The 15,160-nt window shown below is 56.1% G+C and carries 13 protein-coding genes; 6 read left to right on the top strand and 7 right to left on the bottom strand.

All coding sequences use genetic code 11. The features are described from left to right. Positions 1–163 precede the first annotated feature (163 nt). Both LRM19_RS10125 and yieE read right to left on the bottom strand, forming a co-directional pair. Positions 164–1,633, bottom strand: coding sequence for an amino acid permease (locus tag LRM19_RS10125; protein ID WP_121425315.1), 1,470 nt, complete (start codon positions 1,631–1,633; stop codon positions 164–166). A 158-nt stretch (positions 1,634–1,791) separates the two neighbouring features. Then, positions 1,792–2,658, bottom strand: a complete 867-nt coding sequence (gene yieE, locus LRM19_RS10120; RefSeq protein ID WP_271368644.1) for a DNA-binding transcriptional regulator YeiE — start codon at positions 2,656–2,658, stop codon at positions 1,792–1,794. A gap of 97 nt (positions 2,659–2,755) precedes the next feature. Here yieE and LRM19_RS10115 point away from each other — a divergent pair, with 97 nt between their 5' ends. Further along, positions 2,756–3,802: a YeiH family protein gene (locus tag LRM19_RS10115; RefSeq protein WP_143345329.1), complete on the top strand. Its 1,047-nt coding sequence runs from the start codon at positions 2,756–2,758 to the stop codon at positions 3,800–3,802. Between the two features lie 64 nt (positions 3,803–3,866). Further along, the gene (gene nfo, locus LRM19_RS10110) at positions 3,867–4,724 is read left to right on the top strand and encodes a deoxyribonuclease IV (RefSeq protein ID WP_127731690.1); all 858 of its coding nucleotides are present in this window, start codon (positions 3,867–3,869) and stop codon (positions 4,722–4,724) included. A 47-nt stretch (positions 4,725–4,771) separates the two neighbouring features. On the opposite strand, the gene fruA is transcribed toward nfo, so the two are convergent. From fruA to fruB, 3 genes are read right to left on the bottom strand one after another with little or no spacing between them, the layout of a single operon-like run. Next, positions 4,772–6,457 carry a PTS fructose transporter subunit IIBC gene (gene fruA / locus LRM19_RS10105; RefSeq protein WP_127731692.1) on the bottom strand — a complete coding sequence of 562 codons (1,686 nt, stop codon included), beginning with the start codon at positions 6,455–6,457 and terminating at the stop codon, positions 4,772–4,774. Positions 6,458–6,473: 16 nt separating this feature from the next. Then, a complete protein-coding gene (gene fruK, locus LRM19_RS10100) occupies positions 6,474–7,412 on the bottom strand; it encodes a 1-phosphofructokinase (protein ID WP_008500936.1) in 939 nt (312 codons plus the stop codon). Continuing rightward, positions 7,412–8,542, bottom strand: a complete 1,131-nt coding sequence (gene fruB, locus LRM19_RS10095; protein WP_271368643.1) for a fused PTS fructose transporter subunit IIA/HPr protein — start codon at positions 8,540–8,542, stop codon at positions 7,412–7,414. Before fruB ends, fruK begins: the two co-directional genes overlap by 1 nt. Before the next feature lie 361 nt (positions 8,543–8,903). Here fruB and setB point away from each other — a divergent pair, with 361 nt between their 5' ends. Continuing rightward, entirely contained in the window at positions 8,904–10,085 is a 1,182-nt protein-coding gene (setB, locus tag LRM19_RS10090) for a sugar efflux transporter SetB (RefSeq protein ID WP_271368642.1), read from the top strand. On the opposite strand, the gene LRM19_RS10085 is transcribed toward setB, so the two are convergent. Further along, on the bottom strand, positions 10,082–10,336 hold the full coding sequence (locus LRM19_RS10085) for a YkgJ family cysteine cluster protein (protein ID WP_045908692.1): 255 nt from the start codon (positions 10,334–10,336) through the stop codon (positions 10,082–10,084). The two genes, setB and LRM19_RS10085, sit on opposite strands and share 4 nt — an antisense overlap. A gap of 164 nt (positions 10,337–10,500) precedes the next feature. On the opposite strand from LRM19_RS10085, the gene yeiP reads away from it, so the two are divergent. Next, positions 10,501–11,073, top strand: coding sequence for an elongation factor P-like protein YeiP (gene yeiP, locus LRM19_RS10080; protein WP_008500940.1), 573 nt, complete (start codon positions 10,501–10,503; stop codon positions 11,071–11,073). Positions 11,074–11,172: 99 nt separating this feature from the next. On the opposite strand, the gene uxuA is transcribed toward yeiP, so the two are convergent. Continuing rightward, positions 11,173–12,363 (bottom strand): mannonate dehydratase, encoded by a 1,191-nt coding sequence (gene uxuA, locus LRM19_RS10075; RefSeq protein WP_271368641.1) that lies wholly within the window; start codon positions 12,361–12,363, stop codon positions 11,173–11,175. Positions 12,364–12,568: 205 nt separating this feature from the next. Between uxuA and LRM19_RS10070 the strand changes: the two genes are divergently transcribed. Together LRM19_RS10070 and LRM19_RS10065 are read left to right on the top strand one after the other, a co-directional pair. Beyond that, the gene (locus tag LRM19_RS10070; protein ID WP_271368640.1) at positions 12,569–14,035 is read left to right on the top strand and encodes a mannitol dehydrogenase family protein; all 1,467 of its coding nucleotides are present in this window, start codon (positions 12,569–12,571) and stop codon (positions 14,033–14,035) included. Between the two features lie 124 nt (positions 14,036–14,159). Continuing rightward, positions 14,160–15,146: a CobW family GTP-binding protein gene (locus LRM19_RS10065; RefSeq protein WP_115875861.1), complete on the top strand. Its 987-nt coding sequence runs from the start codon at positions 14,160–14,162 to the stop codon at positions 15,144–15,146. The last annotated feature ends 14 nt before the right edge of the window (positions 15,147–15,160 follow it).

The raw sequence follows: 15,160 nt of genomic DNA, 5'->3' as shown, positions 1-15,160 counted from the left end.
TGCCGCCCACATCTGCGGTGGGTCGGTGACACGCTTATTTGTGATAACGATAAAGCAAACGATAATTATTATCAATTAAATTGTTATGAAATATATCTTTGTTTCAGGATACGGGAATAAAAAAACCCGCTCGAATGAGCGGGTTAAAAGAGAGGAAGTGCGGTTATTGTTTAAATCGTTCCGGGAATTCCATTTCACTGTAGCGAACGAATTTTGTTCCTTTCGTCAGCTTGTAGCCAAACCAGATAACGAGGAACAGCGGAATACCAATGTAGGTCGCCGTGACGGCGCCCCAGTCAATGGTGTCCGCCAGGAACGCTTCATAGTTCTGTCCCAGCGTAATGATCAGGCACAGAATGAAGGCGAAAATGGGACCCAGCGGGAAGAACCCTGAGCGATACGGCAGCGAGTTAATATCGTGACCCTGTTTGACGAAGCCACGGCGGAAACGGTAGTGGCTAATGGCAATCCCCAGCCAGGCAATAAAGCCCGTCATCCCGGAGGTGTTAAGCAGCCACAGGTAAACCGTCTGGTTGCCAAACATAGAGGTCAGGAAGCACAGACCGGCGATCACCGTAGTGGCGTACAGCGCGTTACGCGGTACGCCGCCACGGGACAGCTTCGCGAAAATACGCGGCGCTTTACCGTCGCATGCCAGCGTGTAGAGCATACGGGTGGACGCGTACATCCCGGAGTTACCGGCTGAAAGCACAGCGGTCAGGATAACGGCGTTCATCACTGCCGCAGCTGAAAGCAGGCCGGCGTGCTGGAAGACCAGCGTGAACGGACTGACGCTAATGTCTTTAACGTCATTACGCAGCAGGCTTGGATCGGTGTACGGGATGATCAGGCTGATAATCAGGATAGCGAACACATAGAACAGCAAGATACGCCAGAAGACCTGACGAACCGCGCGCGGAATATTCTTCTCCGGGTTCTCTGACTCACCGGCCGCGATGCCAATCAGCTCGGTCCCCTGGAAGGAGAAGCCGACAATCATTGCCACGCCAATCATTGCCGACAGTCCACCGGCAAACGGCGCATCGCCTATCGTCCAGTTACTCCAGCCCGCAGGTTCTGCGCCTTTGAAAATACCAACGATCATCGCCACACCGACGACGATAAAGATGATGACGGTTGCCACTTTGATCAAAGAGAACCAGTATTCCGCTTCGCCGAAACCGCGCACGGAAATGTAGTTCAGCAGGAAAATAACGGCGAGGAACAGGGCGCTCCAGATCCAGCCCGGCGTATCCGGGAACCACCAGTTCATCACCAGCTGTGCGGCAACGAGGTCAACGGCGATAGTGACCGCCCAGTTGTACCAGTAGTTCCAGCCCAGCGCGAAGCCAAAGCCTTCTTCAACGTATTTTTGACCGTAGGTCGAGAACGAACCGGATACCGGCATGTACGCGGCCAGTTCGCCAAGACTGGTCATCAGGAAGTACACCATCAGGCCAATCAGGATATAAGAGAAAAGTGCCCCACCCGGGCCTGCTGCCGAAATCGTTGCGCCAGAGGCAACGAAAAGACCTGTACCGATGGAGCCGCCAATGGCGATCATCGTCAGGTGACGCGCCTTGAGTTCACGACGTAGCGTGGGCGCTTCTGTGGTTTTAATTTCTGAAACCATATGAAAATGCTGTCCATTTATTAAATGAGGCGCGATTGTAGCAGACGATCCGCGTTCCTTCCGGCAGAAATACTCAGTTATAAGAGAGCTTCATGACTGGGCCAAGATTATAAGTAAAGCATAATTTTTCCCTCTCCTCTTTGGGGAGAGGGACGATGTCAGATTTCGCAATAGCGCAGAAAACGCTGCAGCGAGCTGGAAAGGTGTTTCTGACGATGATGAATGCACCACAGCGTGCGCACCAGCTTCGGCAGCGGGATGGGGATTTCAACCAGCGATCCGGTTTCCAGCTGTTCGGCAATAACGCGCCGTGAAAGACAGCTGATGCCGAGCCCGTGGCGCACCGCGTGCTTGATGGCCTCAGAGTTCCCAAGCTCCATCCCTAACTGGAAATGCGGCAGATGAGAAAGCAGCAGATAATCGACAATTTCACGCGTGCCGGAGCCCTGCTCGCGCAGGATCCACTGCGCCTGCGCCAGGCGTTCCAGCGTCACCTCTCCCTGTAGTAAAGACGAGGCCGGGGAGGCAAACACCACCAGCTCATCTTCCAGCCAGGGCTCGGCAATAATATCGACGTTATGGCAGGGTCCTTCGATGAGGCCGATATCCACCCGGAAGTCGATCACCGCGTTGATGACGTCCTGGCTGTTCCCCACGCTCATCTCCAGCGGCAGGGTCGGGAAATCCCGGCGGTAGCGGGCAATCACTTCCGGCAGGATGTAGTTCCCGATGGTGCTGCTGGCGTAGACGCGGATCGCACCGTTGTCTTCGCGGAACAGCTGCTCGATTTCGATAGCCTGCTCCAGCAGCGCCAGCGCGCGCGGATAAAGAAGACGACCGTGCTCGTTGACCACCAGACGCTTCCCTACCCTGTCAAAAAGCTGAACGCCCAGCTGTCCTTCAAGATCGGTTAACGCCGCGCTGACCGCAGACTGCGAGAGCGCCAGCATTTGTGACGCCTGGGTCGTCGAGCCGCTTTTCAGCACCTCGACAAACACTTCCAGCTGACGCAGAGTAATGTGCATGGTTACTTACCACTTATATAGATTGATTATAAGTATATAATCAATTTTATTTTTAAGCCAGAGCGCCGTAACCTTTAGCCAGACAAAGGAGAAGGTTATGTCAGAAATCACCTTACAACATCATCGTACAGTGTGGCACTTCGTGCCGGGTCTTGCGCTCAGCGCCGCAGTGACCGCCGTCGCGCTATGGGGCGGCAGCATCCCGGCCATCGCAGGCGCAGGCTTCAGCGCGCTGACGCTGGCCATTTTGCTGGGCATGGTCGTGGGTAACACCGTTTATCCACATATCTGGAAATCCTGCGACGGCGGCGTGATCTTTGCCAAGCAGCATCTGCTGCGTCTTGGGATCATTCTTTACGGCTTCCGTCTCACCTTTTCGCAGATTGCGGATGTGGGCGTGAGCGGGATCGCCATCGACGTCCTGACCCTGACCAGCACCTTTTTGCTGGCCTGTTTTATCGGCCAGAAAGTCTTTGGCCTGGATAGGCAAACCAGCTGGCTGATCGGTGCCGGGAGCAGTATCTGTGGGGCCGCGGCGGTGCTGGCAACGGAACCCGTTGTTAAAGCCGAAGCCAGTAAGGTGACGGTGGCGGTAGCGACGGTGGTGATCTTCGGTACGCTGGCGATTTTCCTCTACCCGGCCATGTATCCGCTGGTTGCCCACTGGTTTAGCCCGGAAACCTACGGCATCTATATCGGTTCGACCATGCACGAAGTGGCCCAAGTGGTGGCGGCAGGACATGCTATTAACCCTGAAGCCGAAAACGCGGCGGTGATTGCCAAAATGCTGCGCGTGATGATGCTGGCGCCGTTCCTGATTTTCCTTGCTGCACGGGTTAAACAGCTGGCACCGGCGGACAGTAATCAGAAAAGTAAAATCACCATTCCATGGTTTGCGATCCTGTTTATCGTGGTCGCTATCTTTAACTCCTTCCACCTGCTGCCCAAATCGGTAGTGGATATGCTGGTGACGCTGGATACCGTACTGCTGGCGATGGCCATGGCGGCCCTGGGGGTGACTACACACGTCAGCGCACTGAAAAAAGCCGGTGCGAAACCGCTGCTGATGGCGCTGGTACTCTTCATCTGGCTGATTGTCGGCGGCGGCGCGATTAACCTCGCGGTCCATAGCCTGATGGCATAAACCACTACATCCTTCTCCTGTTAACCCGCTATCATAGGCATTTCGGGTTAACAGGAGTCCCTTTATGAAATATGTTGGAGCGCACGTCAGCGCTGCAGGTGGCCTTGCGAATGCCGCCATTCGCGCCGCCGAAATTGAGGCGACCGCTTTCGCCCTGTTCACCAAAAATCAGCGCCAGTGGCGCGCCGCACCGCTCACCGCCGAGGTGATTGACGATTTCAAAGCTGCCTGTGAGAAGTACCACTACGGGCCAGGCCAGATCCTTCCCCACGACAGCTATCTCATTAACCTCGGGCACCCGGTTGAAGAGGCGCTGGAAAAATCCCGCGAGGCGTTTCTTGATGAAGTTCAGCGCTGTGAGCAGCTTGGGCTGACGCTGCTGAACTTCCATCCTGGCAGCCATCTGATGCAGATCGATGAAGATGCCTGTCTCGCGCGCATTGCCGAATCCATCAACATCACGCTGGACAAGACCAAAGGCGTCACCGCGGTGATTGAGAATACCGCCGGTCAGGGCAGCAACCTCGGCTTTAAGTTCGAACATCTGGCGGCGATTATCGACGGCGTGGAGGATAAATCCCGCGTCGGCGTGTGCATTGATACCTGCCACGCGTTTGCCGCCGGTTATGACCTTCGCACCACCGAGGCAACGAAAAACACGTTTGATGAGTTCGAGCGCGTAGTTGGCTTTAAGTACCTGCGCGGAATGCACTTAAACGATGCGAAAAGCGCCTTTGGCAGCCGCGTTGACCGCCACCACAGCCTGGGCGAAGGCAACATTGGCCACGATGCGTTTCGCTTTATCATGCAGGACGCCCGCTTCGACGGTATTCCGATGGTGCTTGAAACCATTAATCCGGACATCTGGGCAGAAGAGATTGCCTGGCTGAAGGCTCAGCAAACTGCTGAACAGGCGGCATAAAAAAAGCCGGGTGCGTAATGCGACCCGGCTTTTTTATTATTTATCGCTTACGCTGCTTTTGCCACAACTTCCGCTTCCGGACGTTTCAGCACCGCGTAAGAGAGACCCGCCACCAGCGTACCGGCGACGATGGCCAGCAGGTAGCCCAGTACCGGCGTGATGGCGCCAGGGATCAGCAGAACAAACAGACCGCCGTGTGGTGCCATCAGCTTCGCGCCAATCGCCATGGAGATCGCCCCGGTCACTGCACCACCTGCAATACAGCACGGCAGTACACGCATTGGGTCACGGGCCGCGAACGGAATCGCGCCTTCGGTGATGAAGCACAGACCCAGCACCAGCGCGGCTTTACCGCCTTCCTGCTGCGCTTTATCGAACTTACGACGGGCAATAATCGTCGCCAGGCCGAGCGCCAGAGGTGGCACCATACCTGCCGCCATGATCGCTGCCATTGGCGCGTAGGTCTGGGTACTCAGCAGGCCAACACCAAAGGCGTACGCCGCTTTGTTTACCGGACCACCCATGTCGGTACACATCATGCCGCCGAGAATTGCCCCCAGCAGAACCGCGTTCGCGGTACCCATGGTTTGCAGCCAGTGGGTCAGACCCGCCAGGATGCCTGCAACCGGCTTACCAATCAGGTAAATCATCGCCAGACCGACCACCAGGCTGGAAATCAGCGGGATGATCAGAATCGGCTTCAGGGCTTCCATACTCTGCGGCAGCTTGAGCTTCGAGCTGATGAGCTTCGCGACGTAACCGGCGAGGAAGCCCGCGATGATACCGCCGATAAAGCCGGAACCGGTGCTTACGGCCAGCATACCGCCGATAAGACCCGGCGTGAGGCCAGGACGATCAGCGATGGAGAAAGCAATAAAGCCTGCCAGAACGGGTACCATCAATGCAAATGCGGAACCGCCACCAATCTGCATTAACGCAGCGGCCAGCGTGCCTTGCTCTTTAAACGCGGTAATACCAAATGCGAACGAGAGCGCGATACACAGACCACCCGCAACCACCATCGGCAGCATGTAAGACACGCCGGTCAGCAGGTGACGATAGGCGCCTGCGGACTCTTTCTTACCTTCCGTCGCGGTCTGGCGCGCGCCAGTTGCCTGATACGGCTTCGCTTCCACCAGCGCTTTATCAAACTCCTGCGCAGTCTTTTTCAGCGCCAGGCCGGTAGACGTGCGGTACATTGGCTTACCGGCAAATTTCGCCAGGTCCACTTCGATATCCGCCGCCACAATCACCAGATCGGCCTCAGCCACTTCTTCAGGGGTGATAGCGTTGCCGGCACCGACGGAGCCGCGCGTTTCAACTTTAACCCACCAGCCGCGTTTTTTCGCTTCGGTTTCAATGGCTTCAGCCGCCATAAAGGTGTGAGCCACACCCGTCGGACAGGCCGTCACCGCAACAATGCGTTTCGGGCCCGTGGCCGCAGCCGGTGCCGTCGCGACGGGCGCGCTGTAAACAGACGCGTGACCTTTCGCTTCGCTCAGGAACAGTTCCGGATGAGCCACCGCGCGATTAATATCGCCCAGCCACACTTTTTTGCCGTTCAGCGCACTGTCAGCCGGGATTTTGTCGCCCAGTACAATGGCCAGTTCGGCATCGCCAGGGTTATCAGTCATCTCGAGATGTGCTTTGTTCGCCGCCGCTCCCAGCAAGGTCTTCGCCATATAGGCGCGAGCCTGTCCGAGACCGGAGTCAATGATCAGCAGCGTTTTCATTATTCCTCTCCTGCTGTTAGTTAAAAGGTTTTAAGTCAACGCGCGCCATCATCGCGGCTAACTGGGTACGATCGGTAATACCGACATTGCTCTGGCTTACGGCCAGGGCAGCAACGGCAGTGGCAAGACGTAAAGTATGTTCACTGGATTCACGCATCAGCAGGCCGTAAATCAGGCCGCCAACCATTGAATCCCCTGCGCCAACGGTACTCACAACCTCCATTGACGGCGGTTTGGCGATCCATTCGCCAGACGCGTTAACCCACAACGCGCCTTCTGCACCAAGCGAGATCACCACGTGAGCGATACCCTGCTCGCGCAGCGCATGGGCAGCGTCAATCACATCTTTTAGTTCTGGCAGCTTACGACCCGCCCAGATTTCCAGCTCGCGGCGATTCGGCTTCACCAGCCACGGCGAGGCTTTCAGACCGGCGACCAGCGCGTCGCGGCTGCTGTCAAAAATAATGCACGGGCACTGGCTGCGCAGGCGCGTCATCCAGTCGGTAAACGCTTCCGGGCTCACGCCGGACGGCAGGCTGCCGCTGACGCAGACCATGTCAAACTGACCCAGCCAGGTCAGAGAATCGTTAACAAAACGCTCCCAGTCTGACGGCGTCACTTCGAAGCCAGAGAAGTTCAGATCGGTCACTTCACCGTCTTTCTCCGTCAGCTTAACGTTGATACGGGTACGCCCCTGAACAACCTGAAAACGGTTGGCAATGCCCAGCTCGCTGAACAGCTGCTGGAAACCATCCTGGTTATCTTTACCGAGGAATCCCCCCACGGTGACGTCGATACCGAGATCCTTGAGCACTTTCGCGACGTTAATCCCTTTGCCCGCAGCATGCAGGCCAGTGGTACGCACGAGGTTGACTTCGCCGCGCTCAATTTCCGGGCAAAATCCTACCAGGTCATAAGCCGGGTTCAGCGTAATAGTCGCAACACGTCTGCTCATTATGCGCCCTCCCCCAGACCCGCCGCGATGGCGTCGCCAATCGCTTTCAGCGCCTGTTCAGCATCAGCACCCTGCGCGGTGAAACGCAGACGGTGACCTTTCTTCACGCCCAGCGCGACAACTTTCATCAGACTACGGCCGTTGGCCGGTTTGCCCGTGCCGTCAAGATTCGCCACGGTGATCTCACTCTCGAATTGTTTAATGGTATTCACCAGCATGGTACCCGGGCGGGCATGCAGGCCGTGTTCGTTACGCACCACGAACTCCGCAGTTTGCACGTCATCCGTCAGCACATCATCACTGGTCAGCAGTGCCAGCACGGTGGAGGCATCAGCGTTCAGCAGTTTTTCAGCTTTGTTGTTCAGCAACAGGTCGCCCAGACGCTTCAGCACGGAAACCGGCTGTTCATCAGCCATCGCTACGGTCACCAGCATGGCCGCGCGTTCGCCTTCTACGTCAAATGCATTGGCCGCGCGGCTCACGGCGATAGCGCTGCGCAGGTTGCCTTCAGCACTGTCGTTCAGCCAGATACCCTGACCCAGATTCAACGGCTTATCGTTAATCACGCGGGTCACAAAGGTGGCATCCGCCGCGCCGGCTTCTTTCAGACGACCGGCGTTTAGCGCCTGCAGCGTCACCAGATCGGAAGCAACCACGTCCAGCGTCAGCGTTTCATTATCCAGTTTCAGCGCTTCGCTCTGTTTTTCTCCCATCAGCAAGGCGCGCAGCTCTTCCGCTGTGGTGGCGGACTTAAGCTGTTCAGCCACCGCGTCATCACTCAGGACATGCGTCAGCTGACGCAGCAGACCTAAGTGTTCATCGCTGCTGGCCGCGATACCGATAGCCACATAGGCCACCTGACCGTCGCCCCAAAGCACGCCCTGCGGGAACTGATAAACCTTAACGCCGGTTTTCAACACCTGATCGCGGGTGTCGGTTGTGCCGTGCGGAATGGCAATGCCATTGCCGAGGAAGGTTGAGGTCTGCTGCTCGCGGGCCAGCATGCCGTTGACATAGCCGTCCGCGACGTTACCCGCCTGCACAAGCGCAGCGGCAACCTTGCGAATAGCCTCTTCTTTATCCCCGGCCTGAGCGCCCGGGTGGATATCCTGAACAGATAACTGGAACATGGTTCTCCACTCCTGCTGAAATTGAATCGTTTCAGCTTTAATGAGAAAAAATGCGCTAGCCTGCTCCGTTTGTTTAAACAAGATAGCGCTGAAACGTTTCAAAAAGTCTTGCGCTTTCTGCAATGTCTTGCAAGTAAACTCGTCTTTCTGATGTCAGAATTTAGAGATACAGCACATTTCTTCTTCGTTCAGCTGAATTTTGCTGAAGTTCAGCAAGTCAGTTTCAGCTAAGGTCAGCCGATGTGGTTGTAAGATGAAATGCCATTTTGATTTTTCGTGGCATCATTGACCGCACCCACTGTTTATTTTTTAGCTGACGGCGTACACTCCGCCCCTCTCTGCTACTTGCTAATTATAAAACATGCATAACACCCCTGCGGCTGCCTCGCCGAAGCCCTTTGATTTAACCTCAGCGGCCTTCCTGATTGTTGCCTTCTTCACGGGCATTGCCGGTGCGTTACAGACGCCGACGCTGAGCCTATTTCTGACAAATGAGGTTCATGTTCGTCCGGCGCTGGTTGGCTTCTTTTTTACCGGAAGCGCCATCATCGGCATCCTGGTCAGCCAGTTTCTGGCGGGACGCTCCGACAGAAAAGGCGATCGTAAAAGCCTGATCGTTTTCTGCTGCCTGCTGGGGGTCATGGCCTGCGTTCTGTTTGCCTGGAACCGCAACTACTTCATTCTGCTCTTCATCGGGGTATTCCTGAGCAGCTTTGGCTCAACGGCGAACCCCCAGCTGTTCGCCCTTGCTCGCGAACACGCGGACCATACCGGACGTGAAGCGGTGATGTTCAGCTCCGTCCTGCGTGCTCAGGTGTCGCTGGCATGGGTGATTGGCCCGCCGCTGGCCTACGCGCTGGCGATGGGTTTTGGCTTTACGGTAATGTACCTGAGTGCCGCCGTCGCGTTTGTGGTATGCGGCGCGCTGGTGTGGTTCTTCCTGCCGTCCATGCGCAAAGAGCCGAAAGTGACAACGGGCGTGCTGGAAGCACCGCGCCGCAACCGCCGCGATGCCCTGCTCCTGTTTGTTGTCTGCACGCTGATGTGGGGCACCAATAGCCTGTATATCATCAATATGCCGCTGTTTATTATTAATGAACTGCACCTGTCGGAGAAGCTGGCGGGAATCATGATGGGCACCGCGGCCGGGCTTGAGATCCCGACGATGCTCATTGCGGGCTATTACGCAAAGCGCTTCGGGAAACGTTTTTTAATGCGTATCGCCGCCGTCGCCGGTCTGCTGTTCTATCTCGGCATGCTGACGGTACATACGCCCGGGCTATTGCTGGCGTTACAGCTGCTGAACGCCATCTATATTGGCATTCTCGCGGGGATAGGCATGCTCTATTTCCAGGATTTGATGCCGGGCCAGGCAGGCTCTGCCACCACCCTTTATACTAATACCACCCGCGTGGGGTGGATTATCGCGGGTTCAATGGCCGGTGTCGTGGCAGAAATCTGGAACTATCACACGGTATTCTGGATTGCGCTGGTGATGTGTACGCTGACGATGGGCTGTCTGGCGAGGATTCAAGACGTTTAAGGTGCGGTGAGCGATTCAAGCTCAAGAAGGTACGTCATCGCCTGCTCGCGCGTGCTGCCGCACATTTCGGCCGTGGGCTGAAGCCCGGAGCAGACCTTCGGACGCAGCGGTGAGCCAAAGATCATGCACAGGTTGGTTTCAGAGAGCTGAACGCAGCGAGTATTGGCAGGCTTGCCCTCGGGCATTCCAGGAATGGGGCTTGAAATGGACGGTGCAGTACAGCACGCGCCACAATCGGGACGGCAATCCATAAATGCTCTCTTTCGCTGACGATGGCCCGCGTAGTCGGGCATCGCGCGCACAGTAACACCTTTTGCGTATTGATAGCAAAAGCCACGAATTCCACTTGCCTGAAAGGCCGCGCGCGAGTAATTTGGCGCGATATTTTTTACCTCCCGTAAACAGGATTACTGCAATGCCAAGAGCGAACGAAATTAAGAAAGGTATGGTGCTGAATTACAACGGCAAACTGCTGATTGTGAAAGATATCGACATTCAGGCACCAAGCGCCCGTGGTGCAGCAACGCTGTATAAAATGCGTTTCGCTGATGTGCGTACCGGCCTCAAAGTGGAAGAACGCTTCAAAGGTGACGATATTGTCGATACCGTGACCCTGACCCGTCGCTATGTTGATTTCTCCTACATCGACGGCAACGAATACGTGTTCATGGACAAAGAAGATTACACCCCGTACATCTTCACCAAAGATCAGATTGAAGAAGAGCTGCTGTTCATTCCTGAAGGCGGTATGCCTGACATGCAGGTTCTGACCTGGGATGGCGTGCTGCTGGCGCTGGAACTGCCTCAGACCGTCGATCTGGAAATCGTTGAAACGGCACCCGGCATCAAAGGCGCATCCGCAAGTGCGCGTAACAAACCTGCTACCCTGACGACCGGCCTAGTTGTGCAGGTGCCGGAATACCTCTCCGCTGGCGAGAAGATCCGCATCCATATCGAAGAAAAACGCTATATGGGCCGCGCTGACTGATTGCGGCATTTGTCGGGTAGCGGCTTCGCCTTACCCGACCTGCAAAAACACAAAAACCGGCTCTCAGGCCGGTTTTTTTTATTGTTGGTCCGGTGGCACTTACAGAAGCTCCGGATACTTCGTCATCTTCAACGCCAGCTCAACGCCACGCACTTCCGCCATCCCTTTAAGACGGCCAATCGCAGAATAGCCTGGGTTGGTTTTCTTACGCAGATCGTCCAGCATCTGGTGGCCGTGGTCAGGACGGAACGGAATAGGACGCACATCGCCAATCTGCTTGCGACGCGCCTCTTCGGCCAGAATGGCGTCTACCACCGCCACCATATTCACATCGCCGCCCAGGTGAGCCGCCTCGTGGAAGGTTTTTGGGTTCTCTTCACGGCAGGTCGCGCGCAGATGCGTAAAATGAATGCGGTCGCCGAAGGTTTCAATCATCCGCACCAGATCGTTATCCGCCCGCACGCCGTAGGAGCCGGTACACATGGTGAAGCCGTTATTGATGCTGTCGACCGTCTCTTTCAGCCACTGCATATCTTCAATTGTGGAAACAATGCGCGGCAGGCCGAGGATTGGACGCGGTGGATCGTCCGGGTGCACGGCCAGGCGAACCCCTACCTCTTCCGCAACCGGCACGATTGCGCGCAGGAAATACGCCATGTTTTCACGCAGCTGATGCTTATCAATATTGCCGTATTCCGCCAGGCGGGCGCGGAACTGATCCAGCGTATACCCTTCCTCAGCCCCAGGCAGGCCCGCAATGATATTACGGGTCAGCTTTTCGATGTCCGCGTCGCTGGTTGCATTGAACCATTCGAGTGCCTGCTGCTGCTCTTCCGCGGTGTAATCCGCTTCGGCGCCAGGCCGTTTCAGGATGTGCAGCTCGAACGCTGCAAAGGCAATCTGATCGAAACGCAGCGCTTTTGAACCGTCCGGCATCTGATATTCGAGGTCGGTTCGCGTCCAGTCGAGGATGGGCATAAAGTTATAGCAAACCGTATCAATTCCGCAGGCCGCGAGGTTACGAATGCTCTGCTGATAGTTAGCAATCCAGGTCTGGTAATCCCCGGAATGGGTTTTGATATCTTCATGAACAGGAATGCTTTCCACCACAGACCAGGTTAATCCCTTCTCCGCCAGCAGCGCCTGACGCGTCTGTATTTCCTCTACCGGCCAGACCTGACCGTTAGGAATATGATGCAGCGCCGTGACGACACCCGTTGCGCCAGCCTGACGCACATCATCAAGAGAAACCGGATCGTTCGGCCCGTACCAACGCCAGGTTTGTTCCATTGCCTCACCCTCTTAAGTTGTTATACCAATATGCGTTACTGCAATGACGACTACCATACATGTTTGCCGTGAAGGGTCAATACACCGCCACACATTGATTGATCAAACTCACATAACGGGGATATTTACGGCTCACCAATTTTATTTGCTGTCATATAACTTTACACTGGCATTGTTAATTAATGGTTAATCAGGTGTGTATCTCATGAAGACAATTGCCTCTACCGTCCTTCCTGCCGGGGTTCAGCAACCTCGCTACGATCGCCAGTCATTACGCTCCCGCATCGTCCACTTTGGCTTTGGCGCGTTTCACCGTGCGCACCAGGCCTTGTTAACAAATAGGGTGCTGAATGAAAAAGGCGGCGACTGGGGGATTTGTGAGATTAGCCTGTTCAGCGGCGACGTGCTGATGAGCCAGCTGCGCGCGCAGGAGCATCTGTTCACCGTGCTGGAGAAAGGGGCTGAAGGAAATGAGGCGATTATCGTCGGCGCCGTCCATGAGTGCCTGAACGCAAAGCTGGACTCCCTGCCCGCCATTATTGAGAAATTTTGCGAGCCTCAGGTCGCGATCGTATCGCTCACCATCACGGAAAAAGGCTATTGCATCGATCCCGCGACCGGAAAACTCGATCTGAATAACCCCCGGATCGTCCACGACCTTGAAAACCCCTCAGAGCCACATTCGGCCCCAGGGATCCTGGTCGAAGCGCTCCACCGCCGCCGCGAGCGCGGCTTGCCTGCGTTTACCGTGCTCTCCTGCGACAACATCCCGGATAACGGGCACGTGGTCAAAAACGCGGTGCTGGGCATGGCGCAAAAGCGTTCCGCGGCGCTGTCTGAATGGATTGATAGCCACGTGAGCTTCCCGGGAACGATGGTTGACAGAATTGTTCCCGCCGCGACGGAAGCATCGCTGGCGGAAATCACAGACGCGCTCGGCGTTGAAGATCCGTGCGCCATCAGCTGCGAACCGTTTATTCAGTGGGTGGTGGAAGATAATTTTGTCGCAGGCCGTCCCGAGTGGGAAGTGGCGGGTGTCCAGATGGTGCAGGATGTTCTGCCGTGGGAGCAGATGAAATTACGCATGCTCAACGGCAGCCACTCTTTCCTGGCGTATCTCGGGTATCTCGCTGGCTACGCGCATATTAATGAATGCATGGAGGACGCGGCGTTCCGTGAAGCCGCCCGTCGGCTGATGCTGAACGAGCAGGCCCCCACGTTACGGATTAAGGATGTCGACCTTACCGCATACGCCGATAGCCTAATTGAACGCTTTGCCAACCCGGCCCTCCAGCATCGGACCTGGCAAATCGCGATGGACGGTAGCCAGAAGCTTCCGCAAAGAATGCTGGACGGGATCCGCGTTCATCTTGAGCGAAATACGCCGTGGTCGCTGCTGGCTCTGGGCGTAGCCGGCTGGATACGCTACGTCAGCGGTATCGACGACCGTGGCAATGCGATTGACGTTCGCGATCCCCTCAGCGATAAAATCCGCGCCATCGTCAACGCCAGCAGCGACGCCGACCGCGTTAACGCGCTGCTGGGGCTGAGTGAGGTCTTTGGTCACGATCTCGCACAAAACAGCGTCTTTGTGGAGACTGTCCGCCAGGCATACCAGCGCATTATCCGCAACGGCGCACGTCAGGCTGTTATCGAAACGTTAAATATTTAACGATTATTGCGCTTAACGCGAACGGATGAGGCCTCCGTTCGCCCTTCCCCTTCTCACAGGTCACGTTTTTCGCCAGGATAGAGAGAATAGTGTTATAGCATCACAATTCTCATCTGGAGCGCACGTGACCAAAACCAACCTCATCACCGGTTTTCTCGGCAGCGGTAAAACCACCTCAATTCTCCACCTGCTGGCGAATAAAGATCCGGCCGAGAAGTGGGCCGTGCTGGTCAATGAATTTGGCGAGGTGGGCATTGACGGCGCGTTGCTGTCATCCAGCGGCGCGATGATTAAAGAGATCCCCGGCGGATGCATGTGCTGCGTCAATGGCCTGCCTATGCAGGTCGGCCTAAATACCCTGCTGCGTCAGGGCAAACCTGACCGCCTGCTGATTGAACCTACCGGGCTGGGTCACCCTAAGCAAATCCTCGATTTACTGACCGCCCCGGTTTACGAGCCGTGGATCGATTTGCGCGCCACCCTGTGCCTGCTCGATCCGCGTCAGCTTCTGGATGACAAGGCGGTGGCAAATGAGAACTTCCGCGATCAGCTCGCCTCCGCTGACGTTATTGTCGCGAATAAAGCAGATCGCGCCACGGCTGAAAGCCAGGCCGCGCTGGATGCGTGGTGGCAACATTTTGGCGGCAATCGCACGCGGGTGCAGACCACCCAGGGGAATATTGATAGCGCCCTGCTTGACCTGCCTCGTCTGAACCGCACCGAGCTGCCCGCCAGCGCGGAGCATTCGCACAGTCATCCGGTTAAGCAGGGTCTGGCAGCCCTGAGTCTGCCGGAACACCAGCGCTGGCGTCGTAATCTGAATAGCGGCCAGGGATATCAGGCCTGCGGATGGATTTTTGATGCTGAAACCGTTTTTGACACCATCGGGATCCTGGAGTGGGCCCGTCTTGCGCCCGTCGATCGCGTGAAAGGGATCATGCGCACCCCGGACGGACTGGTGCGGATCAATCGCCAGGGCGACGATTTCTTTATTGAAACGCAAAACGTGGCGCCGCCTGACAGCCGTATAGAGTTAATTAGTGCGGTTAACGCCGACTGGAATGCCCTCCAGTCCAGTCTGTTGAGGATTCGTTTAAGTTCGGGCGGCTAACGTTGCCCCAGTTT

The sequence above is a fragment of the Enterobacter sp. PI-10 genome, from assembly GCF_027947695.1.
Classification (GTDB): Bacteria; Pseudomonadota; Gammaproteobacteria; order Enterobacterales; family Enterobacteriaceae; genus Enterobacter; species Enterobacter vonholyi.
This window is presented reverse-complemented; position numbering and strand designations above follow the sequence as displayed.